General features: G+C 71.1%; 14 protein-coding genes. 10 read left to right on the top strand and 4 right to left on the bottom strand.

The features are described 5' to 3' along the window. The first annotated feature begins 59 nt into the window (after positions 1–59). Entirely contained in the window at positions 60–1,049 is a 990-nt protein-coding gene (locus B9S64_RS27125) for a DUF4349 domain-containing protein (protein ID WP_103489226.1), read from the top strand. Between the two features lie 45 nt (positions 1,050–1,094). Continuing rightward, complete coding sequence (locus tag B9S64_RS27120; protein ID WP_103489225.1) at positions 1,095–2,477, top strand: FAD-dependent oxidoreductase; 1,383 nt, start codon at positions 1,095–1,097, stop codon at positions 2,475–2,477. A 131-nt stretch (positions 2,478–2,608) separates the two neighbouring features. On the opposite strand, the gene hemE is transcribed toward B9S64_RS27120, so the two are convergent. Then, positions 2,609–3,679 (bottom strand): uroporphyrinogen decarboxylase, encoded by a 1,071-nt coding sequence (gene hemE, locus B9S64_RS27115; protein WP_103489224.1) that lies wholly within the window; start codon positions 3,677–3,679, stop codon positions 2,609–2,611. A 90-nt stretch (positions 3,680–3,769) separates the two neighbouring features. Here hemE and B9S64_RS27110 point away from each other — a divergent pair, with 90 nt between their 5' ends. From B9S64_RS27110 to B9S64_RS27085, 6 genes are all read left to right on the top strand, one after another. Beyond that, positions 3,770–4,429: a DUF3000 domain-containing protein gene (locus B9S64_RS27110; RefSeq protein WP_103489223.1), complete on the top strand. Its 660-nt coding sequence runs from the start codon at positions 3,770–3,772 to the stop codon at positions 4,427–4,429. A gap of 218 nt (positions 4,430–4,647) precedes the next feature. Next, positions 4,648–5,310, top strand: a complete 663-nt coding sequence (locus B9S64_RS27105) for a response regulator transcription factor (protein WP_014049023.1) — start codon at positions 4,648–4,650, stop codon at positions 5,308–5,310. 117 nt (positions 5,311–5,427) lie between these two features. Next, complete coding sequence (locus B9S64_RS27100; protein ID WP_103505231.1) at positions 5,428–6,702, top strand: ribonuclease D; 1,275 nt, start codon at positions 5,428–5,430, stop codon at positions 6,700–6,702. Between the two features lie 202 nt (positions 6,703–6,904). Continuing rightward, on the top strand, positions 6,905–8,131 hold the full coding sequence (locus tag B9S64_RS27095; protein WP_103489751.1) for an acetyl-CoA C-acyltransferase: 1,227 nt from the start codon (positions 6,905–6,907) through the stop codon (positions 8,129–8,131). Then, positions 8,128–10,260 carry a 3-hydroxyacyl-CoA dehydrogenase NAD-binding domain-containing protein gene (locus tag B9S64_RS27090; protein WP_103489752.1) on the top strand — a complete coding sequence of 711 codons (2,133 nt, stop codon included), beginning with the start codon at positions 8,128–8,130 and terminating at the stop codon, positions 10,258–10,260. Before B9S64_RS27095 ends, B9S64_RS27090 begins: the two co-directional genes overlap by 4 nt. 170 nt (positions 10,261–10,430) lie before the next feature. Continuing rightward, positions 10,431–11,333 (top strand): endonuclease/exonuclease/phosphatase family protein, encoded by a 903-nt coding sequence (locus tag B9S64_RS27085; RefSeq protein WP_103489753.1) that lies wholly within the window; start codon positions 10,431–10,433, stop codon positions 11,331–11,333. A gap of 20 nt (positions 11,334–11,353) precedes the next feature. Here B9S64_RS27085 and B9S64_RS27080 read toward each other — a convergent pair whose 3' ends face one another. The 3 genes from B9S64_RS27080 to B9S64_RS27070 all read right to left on the bottom strand — a co-directional run bounded on the left by B9S64_RS27080 (position 11,354) and on the right by B9S64_RS27070 (position 18,077). Beyond that, complete coding sequence (locus B9S64_RS27080; protein ID WP_103489754.1) at positions 11,354–12,856, bottom strand: hypothetical protein; 1,503 nt, start codon at positions 12,854–12,856, stop codon at positions 11,354–11,356. Further along, on the bottom strand, positions 12,849–16,640 hold the full coding sequence (locus B9S64_RS27075) for a bifunctional glycosyltransferase family 2 protein/CDP-glycerol:glycerophosphate glycerophosphotransferase (RefSeq protein WP_103489755.1): 3,792 nt from the start codon (positions 16,638–16,640) through the stop codon (positions 12,849–12,851). Before B9S64_RS27075 ends, B9S64_RS27080 begins: the two co-directional genes overlap by 8 nt. Positions 16,641–16,994: 354 nt before the next feature. Continuing rightward, positions 16,995–18,077, bottom strand: coding sequence for a hypothetical protein (locus B9S64_RS27070; RefSeq protein ID WP_258037735.1), 1,083 nt, complete (start codon positions 18,075–18,077; stop codon positions 16,995–16,997). Positions 18,078–18,361: 284 nt separating this feature from the next. Between B9S64_RS27070 and B9S64_RS27065 the strand changes: the two genes are divergently transcribed. Together B9S64_RS27065 and B9S64_RS27060 are read left to right on the top strand one after the other, a co-directional pair. After that, positions 18,362–19,462 (top strand): LCP family protein, encoded by a 1,101-nt coding sequence (locus B9S64_RS27065; protein WP_103489757.1) that lies wholly within the window; start codon positions 18,362–18,364, stop codon positions 19,460–19,462. A gap of 20 nt (positions 19,463–19,482) precedes the next feature. Continuing rightward, the gene (locus B9S64_RS27060) at positions 19,483–19,869 is read left to right on the top strand and encodes an NTP pyrophosphohydrolase (protein WP_103489758.1); all 387 of its coding nucleotides are present in this window, start codon (positions 19,483–19,485) and stop codon (positions 19,867–19,869) included. Positions 19,870–19,881 lie beyond the last annotated feature (12 nt).

Raw genomic sequence — 19,881 nt, 5'->3', positions numbered from 1 at the left:
CGCACGGGCCCCGTACGTCGAACCGGCAGCATCGGCAAACAGCCCTGGGGGGACACGACATGACCGTCGGACACCACACGCGCGGCAGACCACCCGTCCGCTCCGCCGGACGCCTTCCGCGCGCCGTCCTGGCCGCGGGGCTGCTGGCCGTCCTGCTCGGCACCGGAGCCTGCGGGGCCGGGGACTCCGCCGTCGACCGGGGGACGGCGGCCTCGGACGACAGGGCGGCCTCGGACGAGAAGGCGGCGGCGTCCGGCGCGGAGAGGGGCGGCCCGGCCGCCGCCCGGCCCGCCGCCGGGGCCACCTCCGAGGCGCGGCCGGACACCGCGGTCGCCGTCCACGTCATCCGTACGGCCACGCTCGACGTCGAGGTCGCGAGCGTGCCCAAGGCGGTCGCGGCGGCACGGGCGACGGCGGAGGGCGCCGGCGGGCTGGTCTCGGAGGAGACCACGGAGCGCCTGGACGGCACCCACGAGACGTCGCACCTGGTGCTGCGCGTGCCCCAGGAGCGGTACGAGGGCGTGCTGGACGAGCTGGCGGGGTCGGGCAAGCTCCTGACGCGCACGTCGGCCGCCAAGGACGTCACGGGACAGGTCGTCGACGTCGAGAGCCGGATCGCCACCCAGCGCGCGAGCGTGGCCCGGGTCCGCGAGCTGATGGACAAGGCCGGGAGGCTGTCCGACGTGGTGGCCCTCGAAGGCGAACTGAGCAGCCGTCAGGCCGACCTGGAGTCGCTGCTGGCCCAGCAGGCCTCCCTGAAGGACCGCACCTCGCTGGCGACGATCACCCTGGAGCTCAGCGAGCCGTACGCGGACGGCGCGGACCCCAACGACGAGGACACCGGGTTCCTGGACGCCCTGGGCGGCGGCTGGGACGCCTTCGTGACGACGCTGCGGTGGATCACGGTGGCGGTCGGCGCGACGGCGCCGTTCCTGGCCGCCGTGGCCGTCCTGCTGGTACTGGGCCGGCTGCTGCGCCGCAGGCTGCCGCGCCGCCGTACGCCGGACCGGCCCTCGGCGCCCGGGGCGCAGGCGCCGCCCGCGCCGTGAGCGCCGTAGCGTGGGCTCCCTGATCCATCGACGAAGGGAGCCGGCATGGCGGCGGAGCGACTGGTGGTCATCGGGGGCGACGCGGCGGGGATGTCCGCCGCGTCGCAGGCCCGCAGGCTCAAGGGGCCCGGCGAGCTGGACATCGTCGCCTTCGAGCGCGGCCGCTTCACCTCGTACTCGGCCTGCGGTGTCCCCTACTGGGTCGGCGGGGACGTCGAGGGTCCGGACGCCCTGATCGCCCGTACCCCCGAGGAGCACCGGGAGCGGTCCATCGATCTGCGGATGCGCACCGAGGTGACCGGGATCGACGTCGCCGGGCAGCGGGTGCGGGCCCTGGACCGCGACAGCGGTGAGGCGTACTGGACGGACTTCGACAAGCTGGTGATCGCGACGGGGGCCCGGCCCGTCCGCCCGGAGCTGCCGGGGATCGACGCCGCCGGGGTGCACGGGGTGCAGACCCTGGACGACGGTCAGGCGCTCCTGGAGACGCTGGAGCGGACCACGGGACGGCGGGCGGTCGTGGTCGGCGCGGGCTACATCGGCGTCGAGATGGCCGAGGCGATGCTCAGGCGCGGGTACGAGGTGACGGTGGTCAACCGGGGCGCGCAGCCCATGGCCACCCTCGACCCCGACATGGGGCGCCTGGTCCACGAGGCGATGGACGGTATGGGCATCACCACGGTGAACGGGGCCTCGGTCACCCGGATCCTCACCGGCGCGGACGGCCGGGTGTCGGCGGTCGCCACCGCCGACGCGACCTACCCGGCGGACGTCGTGGTGCTGGGCATCGGCGTCGAGCCGGAGACCGCCCTGGCCCGCGCGGCCGGCCTGCCGACCGGTCCGTCCGGCGGGCTGCTGACCGACCTGTCGATGCGGGTGCGCGGCCATCACAACATCTGGGCGGGCGGCGACTGCGTGGAGGTCCTGGACCTGGTGGCGGGCCGCACCCGGCACATCGCCCTGGGCACCCACGCCAACAAGCACGGCCAGGTCATCGGCGCGAACGCCGGCGGCGGCTACGGGACGTTCCCGGGGGTCGTGGGGACGGCGGTGAGCAAGGTCTGCGACCTGGAGATCGGCCGCACCGGGCTGCGCGAGAAGGACGCGGCCGCGGTGGGCCTGCGGTACGTCACGGCGACGATCGAGTCGACCGGGCGGGCCGGCTACTACCCGGGGGCCCGGCCCATGACCGTGAAGATGATCGCCGAGTACCGCACGGGACGGCTGCTGGGCGTGCAGATCGTGGGCCGTGAGGGCGCGGCCAAGCGTGTGGACGTGGCGGCCGTGGCGCTGACCGCCGGGATGACGGTGGAGGCGATGACGGCGCTGGACCTCGGGTACGCACCGCCGTTCTCCCCGGTCTGGGACCCGGTGCTGGTGGCGGCGCGCAAGGCGGTCACGGAGGTACGGAAGGCCGGAAGCGCCTGATCGGACGGCGATTTCCGGCCGAATTCCGGAGCCCCGGCCGCCCGCCCACGGAACGCCTGGAGGCCCCGGGGCACCGGGCGCCGGTGGCACCGCGTCCCGTGGCCCCGGGACGCGGTGTCACCGGCGTGCGCTCAGCGCGCCGTCCGCTCGTGGACGTACTCCACCAGGCGCGTCAGGGCGTCCGCGTCGGTCGTCGGCATGACGCCGTGCCCGAGGTTGAAGATGTGCCCCTCCAGACCGGCGGCGGCGTCGAGCACCTCCCGGGTCTTCGCCTCCACCGTCGCGGTCGGCGCGAAGAGCACCGCCGGGTCGAGGTTGCCCTGGAGCGCCTTGCCGGGGCCGACCCGGCGCGCGCCCTCGTCCATGGGGACGCGCCAGTCCACCCCGACGACGTCCGCCCCGGCCTCGCCCATGAGCCCCAGCAGTTCGCCGGTGCCCACGCCGAAGTGGATGCGCGGGACGCCGTACCCGGCGACCGCGTCGAACACCTTGGCGGAGGCCGGCAGGACGGAGCGCCGGTAGTCGGCGGGGGCCAGGGCGCCCACCCAGGAGTCGAAGAGCTGGACCGCCGAGGCGCCGGCCTCGATCTGGACCCTGAGGAACGCCGAGGTGATCTCCGCGAGGCGGTCGAGCAGGTCGGCCCAGAGCTCGGGGTCGCCGTACATCATGGCCTTGGTGCGCTCGTGGTTGCGGGACGGGCCGCCCTCCACGAGGTAGCTGGCCAGGGTGAACGGCGCCCCCGCGAAACCGATCAGCGGTGTCGCGCCCAGCTCGGCGGTGAGCATGCCGATCGCCTCGGTGACGTAGGAGACGTCCTCGGGCGTGAGGTCGCGCAGCCGGGCCAGGTCGGCACGGGTGCGGACGGGCTCGGCGATCACCGGGCCGATGCCGGGCCTGATGTCCAGGTCGATGCCGATGGCCTTGAGCGGTACGACGATGTCGCTGAAGTAGATCGCGGCGTCGACCTTGTGCCGGCGCACCGGCTGGAGGGTGATCTCGGTGACCAGCTCCGGCATCATGCAGGAGTCGAGCATCGCGATGCCCTCGCGGACCTTCAGGTACTCCGGCAGCGAGCGCCCGGCCTGGCGCATGAACCACACCGGGGTGTGCGGCACGGGTTCACGCCTGCACGCCTTGAGGAAGGCCGACTCATGGGTGGCGGATGTCGTCTGCAGCCCCGAGGGGCCGTGGTTGGCACTCACACCTGGAATCTTCGCATGGAGCGGCAAGGAGCCGGCCCGGGCGGGTGTCCTTCCCTGCGCGAGACCCCGGTTCCGCCTACTCTTCCCCGCATGGCTCCGGCTCAGGGACAATTTTCCGATCATTCCGATGGCGCCGACACCGAGGGGAGCGGGGAGGGCGAGTTGGTCCCGCCCGCGTTCCGGTCGGCGGTCGAAGGGCTGCGTTCCGCGCACCTGCGCCCCGAACTGGAGGTCGAACCGACACGGCCGCCGCAGCGGCTCGCACCTCACGCGTACGCCCTGGAGGCGGCGGTCGTGGACGGTGACGACGATCTCGCCGACGGGCGTCTGGTGCTCCTGCACGATCCGTCCGGGCACGATGCCTGGCAGGGCACGTTCCGGTTGGTGACCCTGGTGCGGGCGGAACTGGAGCCGGAGATGGCGGCCGACCCGCTGCTGCCCGAGGTCTGCTGGAGCTGGCTGACGGGGGCGCTGGACGCCCGGGGGCTGTCGTACGGGGAGGCCGGGGGCACCGTGACGCGCGCCGGCTCGCACTACTTCGGCGCGCTGTCCGCGCGCCGTCCGGCGACCCAGATCGAGATCCGCGCCTCCTGGACCCCGCGCGAGGGGCGCGGCGGTGTCCCGGACGTGGCGGCGCACCTGGCCGCCTGGGGCGATCTGCTCTGCCAGCTGGCCGGGCTGCCGCCGTCGGACGCGGCCGACGCGGCGGTGGTGACGCTGCCTCAGCGGCGGGGGCCGCAGATTCCGTAACGGTGTGTCACTTTCGGGAGAGCCGGTCGCACAGGCACCGGCTCTCTTTTCGTACAATCGATCGCCCGTCCGATTTGCCCGAATTGTTACTCACCAAATCGTGATCTTCCTCTAAAGGAGCACGGCTCTGCTGCCGAAGAGGTCAATGACCCTTCAAGCACGGTTCGCCCCGGCTGCACCCCCGAGCCGGCCGTCCCGCCACTCCCCCAGGAGGCCTGGTGTCCGTTCTCCTCGAGCAGCCCGCAAGCCTGGTCGCCTACCGCCCGAACAAGCCGACGGCCATGGTCGTCGTGGCCGACCCGCGCGTCCGTTCCACCGTCACCCGCCATCTGTGGGCACTCGGAGTACGTGACGTCATCGAGGCGTCGTCCATCGCGGAGGCCCGTCCCCGCGTCGGCAACCCGCGCGACATCTGCGTTGCCGACGTCCACCTGCCCGACGGTTCCGGGCTGACCCTGCTGTCCGAGACCCGAGCCGCCGGCTGGCCGAACGGCCTGGCCCTGTCCGCCGCCGACGACATCGGCGCCGTGCGCAACGCCCTCGCGGGCGGCGTCAAGGGCTATGTCGTCACCGGCACCCGCACCAACATCGGCCACCCCGGCCGTCCCGGCATGGCGCCCATCGGCGCCAACGCCGCCCGCATGCACCGCAGGCCCCCCGGTTCCCCGAGCCACCCGGGCGGCTACCGCGAACTGTCCGGCCGCGAGGTGGAGGTGCTCCGCCTGGTCGCCGAAGGCCAGTCCAACAAGGCCATCGGCGTCTCGATGGGGCTGTCCGCCCTCACGGTCAAGAGCCACCTCGCCCGCATCGCCCGCAAGCTCGGCACCGGGGACCGCGCCGGAATGGTCGCCGTCGCCCTGCGCACCGGCATCATCCACTGACCCGCGCGCACCCGCGCCGACCCGCGCGGACGCCCACCCGGCCGGTTCGGGTGCGTGGCGTACGCCGACGGAACGTTCCGTCGGCGTACGCCACGCATACACGGATACCCTTGGCATGTGACCGACGCCCAAGAGACCGCAGCAGACACATCACTGCGAACCACCGGGGGCGCTCCCCCGGACGACGTCGCCCCGGCGCCGATCCCCTTGCTGGAACCTCGCGAGGGCATTCCCCCGGTGGTGGCGACCGACGACGCGCTGGCCGGGGTCGTCGCGGCGTTCGCCGCGGGGACCGGTCCCGTCGCCGTCGACGCCGAGCGCGCCTCCGGCTACCGCTACGGGCAGCGCGCCTACCTCGTGCAGCTGCGCCGGGAAGGCGCCGGGAGCGCGCTGATCGACCCGGTGGGCTGCCCGGACCTGTCGTCCCTGGGCGAGGCCCTGACCGGCACCGAATGGATCCTGCACGCCGCCACCCAGGACCTCCCCTGCCTGCGCGACATAGGCATGGTCCCCACCTCGCTCTTCGACACGGAGCTGGCCGGACGGCTGGCCGGGTTCCCGCGCGTCGGTCTCGGCGCCATCGTGGAGAACCTCCTGGGGTACGCCCTGGAGAAGGGCCACTCCGCGGTCGACTGGTCCACCCGCCCGCTGCCCGACCCCTGGCTGCGCTACGCCGCGCTCGACGTCGAGCTGCTGGTGGACCTGCGCGACGCCCTGGAGGCCGAGCTGGAGCGGCAGGGCAAGCTGGAATGGGCCCTGGAGGAGTTCGACGCGATCGCCTCGGCGCCGCCCGCTCCCCCGCGCAAGGACCCCTGGCGCCGGACCTCCGGCATGCACAAGGTGCGCCGCCGCCGACAGATCGCCGTCGTACGGGAGTTGTGGACGGCCCGGGACCAGGTCGCGCAGCGCCGGGACATCTCGCCCGGCAAGGTCCTCGGCGACGCCGCGATCATCGAGGCGGCGCTCGCCATGCCGGCCAACGTGCACGCCCTGACCGCGCTGCCCGGTTTCGGCCACCGCATGGGACGCCGCCAGCTGGAACAGTGGCAGGCCGCCGTCGACCGGGCCAGGGCGCTGCCCGAGACCGAGCTCCCGCAGCCCGGCCAGCAGCCGGCCGGTCCGCCGCCGCCCCGCGCCTGGGCCGACAAGGACCCGGCCGCCGCGGCCCGGCTGTCGGCGGCCCGCACCGCGGTCTCCGGACTCGCCGAGGAACTCCACATGCCCCAGGAGAACCTCATCACTCCGGACACCGTGCGCCGGGTCTGCTGGGAGCCGCCGAAAACCCTGACGCCGGGCGCGGTCGAGACCGCCCTGGCCGGGTACGGCGCCCGCCGCTGGCAGATCGAACAGGTCGGCCCCCTGCTGCTGCGCGCGCTGGACACCGGCGCCTGAGCCCCGGGGGCGGGCGGTCCGTACTCCCGGGCCGCCGCGCGGCGCGCGGCCGGCACCTGCGGGCTTGTGGTGACATGTGACCTTCGCCGCTCCGGGCACGGGGGGTGGGCAGCTTGGTTACCCGCAAGTAGCATGAGGGTGGCGGCGCGCTCATCGGCGCGCCCCGCAGCAGTGCCATCCCGCACCCTGGAGGAGAGCCACCGTGCCTCGTACCATCCGGGACGTCGTCTTCGTCGACGGCGTCCGCACCCCGTTCGGCAAAGCGGGCCCGAAGGGCATCTACCACGAGACCCGCGCCGACGATCTCGTCGTGAAGGCCATCCGGGAGCTGCTGCGCCGCAACCCGGACCTGGACCCCGCGAAGATCGACGAGGTCGCCGTCGCCGCGACCACCCAGATCGGCGACCAGGGCCTCACCCTCGGCCGTACCGCCGGAATCCTGGCCGGTCTCCCGCAGTCCGTCCCGGGCTACTCCATCGACCGCATGTGCGCGGGGGCCCTGACCGCCGTCACGTCGACGGCCGGTTCCATCGCCTTCGGCGCGTACGACGTGGTCGTCGCCGGTGGTGTCGAGCACATGGGCCGCCACCCGATGGGCGAGGGCGTGGACCCGAACCCGCGTTTCGTCTCGGAGAAGCTGGTCGACGAGTCCGCCCTCTTCATGGGCATGACCGCGGAGAACCTGCACGACCGCTACCCCACGATCACCAAGGAGCGCGCCGACGCGTACGCGGTCCGCTCGCAGGAGAAGGCCGCCAAGGCCTACGCGAACGGCACGATCCAGCAGGACCTGGTACCGATCGCCGTACGCCGCACCAACGAGGAGGGCGGGGAGACGGGCTGGGGCCTGGTCACCGCCGACGAGCCGATGCGGCCGGGCACCACGATGGAGTCCCTGGCGGGTCTGAAGACCCCGTTCCGCCCCCACGGCCGGGTCACGGCCGGTAACGCCGCCGGGCTCAACGACGGCGCCACCGCCTCGCTGCTCGCCGCCGAGGACGTGGCCCGTGAGCTGGGCCTGCCGGTCCGGATGCGTCTGGTCTCCTACGCCTTCGCGGGTGTCGAGCCGGAGGTCATGGGCTACGGCCCGATCCCGGCGACGGAGAAGGCCCTGGCCAAGGCCGGTCTGACCATCGAGGACATCGGTCTCTTCGAGATCAACGAGGCGTTCGCGGTCCAGGTGCTCGCCTTCCTGGAGCACTACGGCATCGCCGACGACGACGACCGCGTCAACCAGTACGGCGGCGCCATCGCGTACGGCCACCCCCTGGCCTCCTCCGGCGTCCGGCTGATGACGCAGCTGGCCCGCCAGTTCGAGGAGCACCCCGAGGTCCGCTACGGCCTGACGACCATGTGCGTCGGCTTCGGCATGGGTGCGACCGTCGTCTGGGAGAACCCGCACTTCGAGAACGCCGGAGGCAGCAAGTGAGCACCACCACCACCGAGCTTCTGAGGGGCGCGGCCGAACTGTTCCCCGGCGAGGTCGTCACGCGGGCGCACGTACGCCACCTCGACCTTCCGGCCGGGGCGGGCAGGTTCGCCCTGATCACGCTGGACAACGGCCTGGACCACACCAAGCCGACCACCGTCGGCCCGCAGTCGCTGGCGAACCTGGACGCCGCCATCGACCAGGTCGAGAAGGAGGCCGCCGACGGCTCGATCGTCGGGGTCGGTGTGACCGGCAAGCCGTTCATCTTCGCGGTCGGCGCCGACCTCAAGGGCGTCGAGCTCCTGAAGAACCACTCGGACGCGCTGGCCATCGGCAAGGGCGGCCACGACGTGTTCCGCCGGCTGTCCGGCCTCGCGGTCCCGACGTTCGCGTACTACAACGGCGCGGCCATGGGCGGCGGTGTGGAGATCGGTCTGCACTGCTCGTACCGCACCGTCTCCACCGCGATCCCCGCCTTCTCGCTGCCCGAGGTCTTCCTCGGCCTGGTCCCGGGCTGGGGCGGCTGTACGCTGCTGCCCAACCTCATCGGCGCCGACCGCGCCGTCTCGGTGATCATCGAGAACTCGCTGAACCAGAACCGTCAGCTCAAGGGCGCGCAAGTCTTCGAACTCGGCATCGCCGACGCGATCTTCGAGGGTGCGGACTTCCTGGAGCAGTCGCTGCTGTGGACGGCGTCCGTGCTCACCGGCTCGCTGTCGGTGGAGCGCCCGGAGGTCGACCGCGGGGAGGCCTGGGACCAGGCCGTCGCGCGGGGCCGGGCCGTCGCCGACTCCAAGGTGCACGGGGCGGCCCCGGCCGCGTACCGCGCGCTGGAGATCGTCGCCGCGGCGAAGGGCGGCGACCTGGGCGCCTGCTTCGACGCCGAGGACCAGGCCCTCGCGGACCTGATCATGGGCGGCGAGCTGCGCTCGGGCATCTACTCCTTCAACCTGGTCCAGAAGCGCGCCAAGCGCCCGGCCGGGGCCCCGGACAAGTCCCTGGCCCGTCCGGTGACCAAGGTCGGCGTGGTGGGCGCGGGCCTGATGGCCAGCCAGCTCGCGCTGCTCTTCCTGCGCCGTCTGGAGGTGCCGGTCGTGCTGACCGACATCGACCAGGAGCGCGTCGACAAGGGGGTGGGCTACGTCCACGCCGAGATCGACAAGCTGCTCGGCAAGGGCCGGATCAACCAGGACAAGGCCAACCGCCTCAAGGCCCTGGTGACCGGTGTGCTGGACAAGGCGGAGGGGTTCTCCGACGCCGACTTCGTCATCGAGGCCGTCTTCGAGGAGATCGGCGTCAAGCAGCAGGTGTTCGCGGAGGTCGAGGCGGTCGCCCCGGCGCACGCGATCCTCGCCACGAACACCTCGTCCCTCTCGGTCACCGAGATGGCGTCGAAGCTGAAGCACCCGGAGCGGGTCGTCGGCTTCCACTTCTTCAACCCGGTCGCGGTCCTGCCGCTGCTGGAGATCGTGCGCGGCGAACGGACCGACGACGCCTCGCTGGCCACGGCGTTCGGTGTCGCGCGCAAGCTGAAGAAGACCGCGGTCCTGGTGAAGGACGCCCCGGCGTTCGTCGTCAACCGCATCCTCACCCGCTTCATGGGCGAGATCCAGAACGTCATCGACGAGGGCACCCCGGTCGAGACGGCGGAGAAGGCCGTCGAGCCGCTCGGCCTGCCGATGTCCCCGCTGGTGCTGCTGGAGCTGGTCGGCCCGGCCATCGGTCTGCACGTCTCGGAGACCCTGAACCGCGCCTTCCCGGAGCGCTTCACGGTCTCGGAGAACCTGGCCGCGGTGGTCAAGGCCGGCAAGCGCGGCTTCTACGTCTACGACTCCGGCAAGCCGGAGCTGGACCCGGAGGTCGCCGCGCTCCTGAAGCAGGGCGACACCGTCCTGACGGAGGAGCAGGTCCGCGACCGGGTCCTGGACGCGGTGGCGCGGGAGATCGGGCTGATGCTGGACGAGGGCGTCGTCGCCGAGGCCCAGGACATCGACCTCTGCCTGATCACCGGCGCGGGCTGGCCCTTCCACCTGGGCGGCATCACGCCGTACCTGGACCGCGAGGGCGTCTCGGAACGCGTCAACGGGAAGAAGTTCCTGGAGCGCGGCGTGGCGAGCGTCCCGGCCTAGCCTCTCCCCTCCCCGGTACCGCTCGGGCCGTACAGGGCTTCCCTGTACGGCCCGTTCGCGTGGGGGGGGTGCCCGGCTGTCCGCTTCGGTGGGCGGCCGGTTCGCGTGCTCCGGCGCACGTGAGCTGTCCTGCCGTCGGACGGCCCCGAGGCCACACGTAGGCTGCCCGGATGACCCGCGGCCGGCCCCACCGTCCCCTCCTGCGGCCGTTCTCCGCCCGTGCGAGCGTGCTGTGCTTCGTCCTGCCTCTGGCGCTCCTGCTCACCACGAGCGGAGTGCCTTCGAAGGGCGTCCCGCCGCGCCTGCGGATCGCGACGTGGAACATGTGCGGGGTCGATCAGTGGGGCTGCGAGAAGACGGGCACCCACCGCCGGAAGGCCGAGGCGCTCGTGGAGCTGGCGTCGGTCGACGGCGCCTCGGTGATCATGCTCCAGGAGGTCTGCGCCGACGATCTCGCCCTGGCGCGGCAGCGGCTCGGAGAGGGCTGGCACAGCGCCTTCGAGGCCTACACCTATCGTGACGCCCACGGACGGCACACCCCGGTCCGGTGCACCGGTGGCGGCAGCGGGGACGCGGGTATCGCGCTCCTGGCCTCGTACCCTCTGAAGGACGTCGCCCCTCTGGCTTCCCGGCAGCCGGTGGTGGGACTGCAGCGGGGAATCCAGTGCGCTTCGGTGCCCGTCCACCGGATCAGGATCTGCAACGCCCATCTGAGTGTCGTCGGATCCGACCGCGCACACCCCGGGTGGGAGTACCGGGACGATCAGCTCAGGACACTGGTCGCGGCCGCCGACTCCCGCACGGTGTTCGGTGGTGACTTCAACAGTTCGCCGCCGTCGCGGGCCGACGCCTACCGCTGGATCTGGCCTCACGAGGCCTTCCGCCGGTACCGGGAGTGCGACCAGCGGTCCGCCGGCTCACGCGCGGGCCGGGCGACGCACCGTTCCGGCGTCAAGCTGGACTATCAGTTCACCCGGCTCAGGAGGGCCGGCTGCGCCGTCCGGGAGACCGGGGTGTCGGATCACCTCGCGGTGGTCATGACCGTCCGCACGGACACGGAAGACAGCGGCTGATCCGCCGGGTCCCCGGAACGTCAGAACCGGGGAGCCTGGTACATCGCCGCCGCCGGGGCCTGGGCACCCATTACGTGGAACGAGACCCGGGTCCGCCGGGACTCACCGCCCTGGGCGTCGACCGCGTGGCACTCCACCGTGTGCGGTCCCGGGGGCCAGGCCCACCCCGCGTCCCAGGACCAACTGCCGTCCGGCGCCACCGGTACGGCCCCGAGCGAGGTCCCGCCCTCGGCCACGAACACCACGTGCCCCGCGCCCGGGGCGTATCCGGCGACACCCACGCCCGGTCCGGGTACACGCTGGTCCGGAGCGGGGTACGAGACCGTGGGCCCGGCGGGCGGCCCGCTCATGGCCGGCTGGATCCCCTCCGGCGGCCGCGGGGCGGCCGCGACCGGAGTCCCCTGCGGGGGCACGGTGAACCTGATCTCCGTCCTCGCGGAGTGGTAGCCGGCCGCGTCCACCGCGAACATACGGAGCGTGTGCTCCCCCGGGGTCCAGGCACGGTCACGTGTCCAGGACCAACCGCCGTCCGGCGCGACCTTCGGCGAGGCCACGTACGCGCCGTTCTCCCAGAAACTGAGCCGCACCGCTCCCTGGGCCGAGCCGGAGAACCGCACCTCCGCCGTCGGGACCGCTTCCCCGGGAGAGGGCGTGAGGACCACGGGCGGGGAGAAGGTCTCGCGCACCAGCGACGTGGCCTTGAGGTAGGCGTCGATGCCTGACTTGTCGGCGTCGGGCTGTTCATGGCCGTTGGTGACGAACCCGATCCGCGGGGCGATGCCGTCCACGAGGAGGTTGAGCAGTCCCATCAGGGCGGGGACGTTGCGTCGGGTCACGGTGACGTGGTCCGTGATGAAGGGCGATTCGCTGTAGACGAAGTTGAAGTTCTCGTAGCCGCCGAAGAGGGGCAGGAAGGGCTCGACCTGCTCCCCGTACTGCTCGTCCAGAGGTGAGGAGAGGACGTAGACGTTGGCACCGCGGTTGGCCCCGGCCCGCACCAGGCCGGGAACGGCCTCGTCCAGGACGCGTATGTTCTCTTCGGTGACCTCGCCCATCATGTGGGCGGCCACGGTGGGGTGCTTCAGGACATACGTGCCGACGCGGAACTGCGGGACCACGGCGACGATGTTCCGGAACCCGTACTTCAGGCCGAAGTACAGCGCGGCGCTCCCGCCCTTGGAACCGCCCCACATGGTGCACTGGTCCGGCGTGAGTCCCAGTGAGTTCATCACGTTGGATATGAGCGTGACGACGGACCTCTCCAGTTCGAAGTCCATGCCCTTGCACAGGTAGTAGGTGTTCTTCCCGTCGAACAGGTCACGGACCCAGAGGATGTTGGCCCGGACGTTGTCCAGGACTCCGTTCGACCATCCGTACTCCTCGGGTGCGGAGAAGTTCGCGAAGATCACGACCAGATGCCGGGTACCGCTCTTGGCGTGGCTGAACCGGTACTGGACGGGGTACGCGCCGGAGGCGTCTATGCCGGTGACCACGGCACGCTTGGACGTCGCTGCTTTAGACATGGAGGGAGTCCGTCCTCACGGGCCGCGGCGAAGCGGCCGGGGTGCCGGCGTCCTGTCGGGGGCCCGCCTGGTTCTGGACGTACGCGTCGAAGTCGGCGAAGGGATCGGGCTCCCGGGACCGGTGGAGCGACGCCCGGACGTCGGATCCGCCACGGGCCTCGCCGGGCTCCATGTCCCCGCCCGCGACGAGGATGTGTTCGGCCAGCCGGGCCGAGGCGTATCCGTCGTCCAGGTCGCAGAATTCCTCCTGGAACCACTGGTAGCGGTCGGCGTAGCCCTCTTGGACGAGGTCGATGTCCTCGATGGCGGAGATGAGCTCCGCGGACTCGGACACCAGCGGACCGGGAGCGGCCTGCTCGAAGTCGAAGTAGAAGCCGCGCAGTGTGTCGCGGTAGTGGTCCAGGTCGTAGGTGAAGAAGAGGATCGGCCGCCCGGTGTTGACGAAGTCGAACATCAGGGACGAATAGTCCGTGATCATCACATCGGTGATGAGCGAGAGATCCGCCATGTCGGGGTAGTCGGACACGTCGAAGACGAAGCCGTCGCCCGCGCCCGGGACCGGGTCCACCACGTTGGGGTGCCGGCGGACCATCAGCACGTGGTCGGAACCGAGCCGTGCGCGGGCGTCCTCGAGGTCGATCCTGAAGTCGAACTTGTACTTGCCGGGCGCGTAGAACTGGTCGTCGCGCCAGGTGGGCGCGTACATGATGACGCGCTTGCCGGGAGGCAGACCGATGCGCCGACGGATCTCCTCCGCACGGCGCTCGGTTCCGGGGCGGCGGAGGATGTCGTTGCGGGGATAGCCGCACTCGACCATCTCCCCCGGGAACTGGAACGCCCTCTTCAGGATCGGTGTCGAGAAGGTGTTGGGCGAGACCAGCATGTCCCAGTTCTGCACCTCCTTCGCGACCCGCTCCAGATAGCGCTGGTCGGCGAAGTGCACGGCCTCGATGTCATGGCCGATCTTCTTGAGGGGGGTTCCGTGCCAGGTCTGCACGACGACCTGGCCGGAGCGCTTGGCGAACCAGTCGGGAAGGTGGTTGTTGGCCACGATGTAGCGCGAGGTCGCCAGCGCCTCGTACCACTCCTGCGACCACATGCGCACCGGCCGGGCGGTGGGCGGGACCTGCACCTGGTCGTCCCGTACGACCCAGAGGTGTTCGAGGGCGACGCCGCGCCGGACCATCTCCTCGTGGACGGCACGCGGACTGTCCGAGTACTGCGTGCCCTTGAAGGCGTCGAACAGCACGGCGGGCCGGATCTCCTCGCGGCGGGCCTGCGGATAGTACTTGGTACGCAGAAGCTTCTGGCGGTAGGGGCCCCTGGCGTTCTCGGCCATGGCGGACCGGACGAGGAGCGAGAGCCGGTCGTACGCCTCGGCCTGGAGGTCGTAGCCCCGGCCCCCCTCCTCGATCTCCCTCGGGAAGGTGCTCACCAGGCTCTGCTCGATCTTCACCATGAGATCGGCCAGGCGCTGGTCGGGAGCGACCTCCGACGGGTCCTGGCGGCGCAGGAAGAAGTCCCACCGGCCGGCGGCGAGCGGGATGGCTCCGGCGAGGGTCGCCATCGCCGCGGGCCGCACCACGCACCGGAAGCCGTGGCCGTTCCACTCGATCGGCACGGCCCGTTCGGCGCCGTGCGCGCGCGATCTGACCACCAGGTGCGCGCTGGTCCGCTCGCGGGAGGTCAGCAGGTCCGCGCAGGAGTACCGGCCGATGAGTTCCAGCGAACCGTCCTCGCGCCAGCAGTGGTCGGTCAGCAGGGGCAGCGCAGAGCGCTCGAAGAGCACCACGTATCCGGAGCCGTTGCGGTGGACGACGATCTCGCGGTCCCCGTCCTCGGTCTGGAGCGCCGACGGCATCCGGTAGTGGCCGTCCTCGGCCTCCTCCGCCATCACCGGGTACAGCGGGGTCTTGCGGCCTTCCACATGGACCGTCGTCTTCCAGCCGTTGCTGCCCATGGTCCATGCCTGCGGGACGGCGTCGTCGGACCCCCTCGATCCTGGTACGACCTTGTCCAGCGGTACCCGGGCGACGAAGGTGCACCAGCCGTCGCCACCGGGCTGGAAGGACATCCAGGCTTCGTGCCGACCCGCGCCGTTCATGCTGGTCACGCGGAATTTTCCCCACTCCGGCATCTTGGGGCCGAGGTAGACGCCGCCGAGTTCGAGGTGCTGCCCCACGACGCGGTGCCGTGTGATACGGCACCGCACCCGTTCGACACGGATCTTCAAGCCGCCCTGGACGAACAGCGGGACGATGCGGGTGTTCTTGTCGACATACCGGTGCGGGGGGTTGGCGGCGGTGCCGGCGCCGCCCCGGCCGATGCTCTTGTAGCGGAACAGACCACGGCTGAACACCCCCGCCGCCACGTCCCAGGTCCCCTCGACCCACTCGCCCTTCTTCTTGAGCCGTGTGGTGTCGAACCGCGCCTCGAAACCGGCCCAGTCGTAGCAGTAGCGGTTCTGGTTCGAGTACTCGGTGGCCTGCGGGTAGTACGTGGTCCTGGCGAGGTTGACGAGCGTGCTGCCCGTCTTCTTGTTGCGGAGGGCGAGCATCTTCTTCGACATGTGCCGCTTGTGCACGTTGATGAAGCGCACGTAGGCGGACCCGCTCAACGTCAGCAGATCCCCGTCCCACCGGGCTTCGGAGAGCGAACTGAAGGGCGACAGCTCCTTGTCGAGGCGGTAGTCGCGCTTGTACAGACCCGTCTCACGGTTCCCCAGGTGCGGGTAGTTCAGGTACCGGCGCAGGCGTCGCCGGACGGGCAGCGGCCCGCCCTTCCTCTCGAATTCCAGTACGTCCAGGAGCTCGTCCAGGCGGCCCTGGTGGACGAGGAGCCACTTCACACGGGCGTCCGCGGGAAGCTCTTCGATGATGTCTCCGTCGGCCTCGGACAAGAACTCCTGGGCCGCGTACATGAAGGCGTCGCGGTACTCGTCGTCGGCGTCCGGGAGGACCTTGAGGTGCAGCATGAGGTCCGACTTCAGGCAGGCGAGGTCGTACTTGCGCTTGTGGGCCTTGAAGGCCCGCGAGCGGTGCTGCCCGAGGAAGCGGCTGACGGACTGCACCGCCGCGACCCGGTCCTGGAGGTTGTTGAGCTCCGTGTGCCGCTGGGTGATGGAGGGCGCGGCGCCACCGTCGCGTCTGCGCCAGAAGTAGACGATGTCGCTGATGACATCGACCTTCTTCGCCTTGAAGTGGGCGAACATGTTGACCCAGGAGTCCTCGTAGAGAACCCCTTCGGGGAACTGTATGAAGTGGTAGTCCCAGAAGCTCCGGCGGAACACCTTGTTCCAGACCGTGCGGTCGTAGATGAGCGCCTCGAACCGCGTGATGTGCGTCCCCTTGCGGTCACGCTGCATCGGCCCCTTGTGCAGCGGGGACTGCCACTTGGTCGTGGAGTTCATCATCTGCACGTTTCCGGACACGAAATCCGACCCGGACTCCGACAGCGTGCGGATGAGCAACTCGTAGGCGTACTCCGGGATGACGTCGTCGCCGTCCGCGAAGACCAGGAACTCCCCGCCGGGGCGCATGGCCCGGAGCCCGGTGTTGCGCGCGTGCCCAGGCCCCTGGGAATCCTGGCGTATCAGACGGAACCGGGGATCGGCCGCGCAGAATTCCTCGGCGATGGCGGTGGACGAGTCCGTCGATCCGTCATCGACCATGATCACTTCGAAGTCGCGGAACGTCTGCCGTGCGATGGACTCCAGGCACTCCGTGAGGTACGTCTCCACGTCCTGGAACGGGACGATGACACTCAGACGGGGCCCAGCACCCATATTTCACACTCCAGTTCGAGGCAAGAGATCACCTGCACACTGCCGACTGCCCGCTCCGCACACCACGCCCACCCGAGTCCCCCTCGACTCGCCTGCGGACGCGCCCCCATCGAGCGCTCGCGGCCAAGCTCTCGAAACTGTTGCGTCAGGCAAAGATTTTAAGTGAACGTTAATAGATGTCAACGTGTCGATTCCGTGCAGAGCGCGACATGGCGCTCGACAGGGCGCGTGACGCACGCCATACTGTCCGCCGCACAACCATCGACGGGTCTTGGCCGTCCGCGTTGCCCTGTCCCGTACCGCGGGAGGGCATGCGCCGCTCCGGAACAGGCCGTCCCCTCACCCCGGCACGCGTCAGAGGGAGTTCCACCCCGAGAGTGACAGCCCCGGCTCGTCCGTCTGCCGCGCCGCCCTGGGCTCCCCGTCCTCGCCGACGACGGCCACCACCACCCTGCCGAACGCGTCCTGCGCCAGAGCGGGCGTGGTCAGGCACCGCACACCGGTGTCCGACCACCACACCCCGTTTCCCTCGTTCTCGGTGACGCCCACGCCGATCACGGCCGTGCCGTCCACTCCCTTGTGAGCCAGCACGGTGCAGTCGTAACCGTCGAGGAACGCGCGGGTCGCCGCGTGGGAGCCCTCGCCCGGCGCCCCGCCCAGGGCCACGGGCCACCCACCCGCGCGGTAGGCCACGACGCCGTGCCCCGCGGGGTCGGTCCAGTAGTAGGTCGGACGGTCGGGACCCGTCTCCAGCACGGCCACGGAGTCCCGCACCACCGCGAAGCCGGACGGGTATCCGGCGCCGAGCGCCCCGCCGGCCTGCTTCTGGGACCAGTGCAGCGTCCCCCCGTCGGTGGTGGCGAAGAGCTCGATCCGGCCCGAACTCAGGGCGATCGCGGCGAGGGAACCTTCGATGCCGCTGTCGTTCCGGTCCTCCCAGCCGCGCCATTTGCCGTCGCTCTGTTCACGTCGCAGCGTGAGTCCGCCGTCGGCGTTCCTGACGAAGATGTGAACCATGCCCGCCGCGGTCACCACGACCACGGGCCGTCCGAGCCGCGCGGCGGACTCCGCGTCCTTGTGCGGATTGCCGAGCGAGCGCCACTGGGAGACGGCGCGGCCGCTCTGGTACTGGATGGCGTACACGACGTCGACGACCCGCCGCCCGTCGGCCTTTCCTTGCTCACGGCGGCCGACGAAGTGCACGTATCCGTTGGCGTCCTGCGTCACCGACAGATGGGTCAGGTGCGGGACGGCGACGAGGACGGGCCGGTCCCAGTCCGGCCCGCCGGCACGCGTCTCGGTCCAGCGCAGGAGTCCGCCCTCGGCGGGGACGTAGGCACTGAGACGGCCCTCTTTGCCCCGTACGAGCCACACTCCCCGGAGTGCGTCCGTCTCCGCGGCGGACCGTGAGGTCGTACGGGTATTCCGTCCGAGCATTTCCGTGGCCCGCCCTTCCAGACATCCGCACGTCGGGGTGATCGCCTCGCGCGTGTTTTCGAAATCTGCCACATCTTAGACCCATACATAGGGGAACATCCGGGCTCGGAACGCGACGGCCGGACAGCGGCAAGGCAAGGGGTGGAAGCGCCGGGGTTCGTACGGGTGCTCGATGAACTGTCTATAGTGCTATGCACCACGAACGTCGGACCGGCTCACCCCCCACCCGAGTCCACCGCCCACAGCCGGCTGTCAGGGCTGCCAGAACGAGGGACTCGAACAGGATGAGCAACGACGTCATGCCTCCGGGCCCGCCCGCCCCACGCAACGGGCAGCCGTCCGGCCGGGGCCGCAGGAAGGAACGCAAGCGCCGCCGCGGTCTGAAGATCACGCTCGGCGTGCTGCTCGTCCTCCTGCTCGCCGGGGGCGGCACCGTCTACTGGCTGTACAGCCGGCTCGACGGCAACATCAAGGGCGTGGACATCAACAAGGCGCTCGGTGAGGACCGCCCCGAGAAGCTGCCCACCGCCGGTCAGAACCTGCTCGTCCTCGGTTCCGACTCCCGCGCCGGGGCGGAGAACAAGGAACTGGGCGGGGGCGGTGACGTCAGCGGGGCCCGGTCGGACACCGCGCTGGTGGTGCACATCCCCGAGGGCCGGCAGAAGGCGGTCGCCGTCTCCATCCCGCGCGACACGCTGGTGACCCGGCCGGAGTGCGCGAAGACCGACGGCTCGACGGCGCCCTCCGCCGAGCGGGTCATGTTCAACTCCGTGTACGCGCAGGTCGGTCCGGCCTGTGTGGTCAAGACCGTGGAGAAGATGTCCGGGGTCCGCATCGACCACTACATGGAGATCAACTTCGCCGGGTTCAAGGACCTGGTCGACGCGATAGGCGGAGTCACGGTCGACGTCGAGGAGGCCATCCACGACAAGTCCTCCGGGCTCGACCTGACCGCCGGTACGCACAAGCTGAACGGCACCGAGTCGCTCTCGTACGTCCGTACCCGGCACGGCATCGGTGACGGCAGCGACCTCGGCCGGATCGGGTTGCAGCAGCAGTTCCTCATCGCCCTGCTGACGGAGATCAAGTCGCAGGACCTGCTGGGCAGTCCGACGAAGACGTACAAGATCGCCAACTCCGCCACCAAGTCGCTCACGACGGACGAGGAGCTGGCGTCGCTCACCTCGCTCAGCGAGTTCGCCCGGTCGATGAACGGGGTGGACCCGGCGAGCATGGAGACGATCATGCTGCCGGTGGCGTACGACAAGAAGGACCCGAACCGCGTGGTGGCCGCCCAGCCGCAGGCCGACGACCTCTGGAAGGCGATCCGCGAGGACGCGACGATTCCGGAGTCCGCGAAGAAGTCACCGGCCACCGGGGGCTGACCGTGTGTCACCCTTCGGGGGTGACGAACGAACGGGCCCTGGTCGTGGTGGACGCGGCGAACGTGGTCGGATCCGTCCCGGACGGCTGGTGGCACGACCGGCGCGGCGCGGCCGAGCGGCTACGGGACTCCCTGGTCCCGTACGCCGCGGCCGGGCTGCCGGGGCTCGCCGGGCCGCTCGACGTCGTGCTCGTCGTCGAGGGCGCGGCGCGGGAGGTGGATTCCGTACCGGGGGTACGCGTGGTGAGCGCCCCCGGCGAGGGTGACGACCGGATCGTCGAGCTGGTCGCCGGACGCGCGCCCGGCCGGGAGTGCCTGGTGGTCACGGCCGACCGCGGACTGCGCCGCCGGGTCGAGGCACACGGGGCCCGGTGCGCGGGCCCGCGCACGGTGCGGCCCCGGGACTGAGCGGCGCGCCCG

It is taken from the genome of Streptomyces sp. SM18 (genome assembly GCF_002910775.2).
Classification (GTDB): Bacteria; Actinomycetota; Actinomycetes; order Streptomycetales; family Streptomycetaceae; genus Streptomyces; species Streptomyces halstedii.
This window is presented reverse-complemented; position numbering and strand designations above follow the sequence as displayed.

What these genes read in the sequence shown, in the direction of transcription:
- B9S64_RS27125 (WP_103489226.1), top strand. Translation starts at nt 60, where the DNA reads ATGACCGTCGGACACCACACGCGCGGCAGACCACCCGTCCGCTCCGCC.
- B9S64_RS27120 (WP_103489225.1), top strand. Translation starts at nt 1,095, where the DNA reads ATGGCGGCGGAGCGACTGGTGGTCATCGGGGGCGACGCGGCGGGGATG.
- B9S64_RS27110 (WP_103489223.1), top strand. Translation starts at nt 3,770, where the DNA reads ATGGCTCCGGCTCAGGGACAATTTTCCGATCATTCCGATGGCGCCGAC.
- B9S64_RS27085 (WP_103489753.1), top strand. Translation starts at nt 10,431, where the DNA reads ATGACCCGCGGCCGGCCCCACCGTCCCCTCCTGCGGCCGTTCTCCGCC.
- B9S64_RS27080 (WP_103489754.1), bottom strand. Translation starts at nt 12,856, where the DNA reads ATGTCTAAAGCAGCGACGTCCAAGCGTGCCGTGGTCACCGGCATAGAC.
- B9S64_RS27075 (WP_103489755.1), bottom strand. Translation starts at nt 16,640, where the DNA reads ATGGGTGCTGGGCCCCGTCTGAGTGTCATCGTCCCGTTCCAGGACGTG.
- B9S64_RS27070 (WP_258037735.1), bottom strand. Translation starts at nt 18,077, where the DNA reads ATGCTCGGACGGAATACCCGTACGACCTCACGGTCCGCCGCGGAGACG.
- B9S64_RS27065 (WP_103489757.1), top strand. Translation starts at nt 18,362, where the DNA reads ATGAGCAACGACGTCATGCCTCCGGGCCCGCCCGCCCCACGCAACGGG.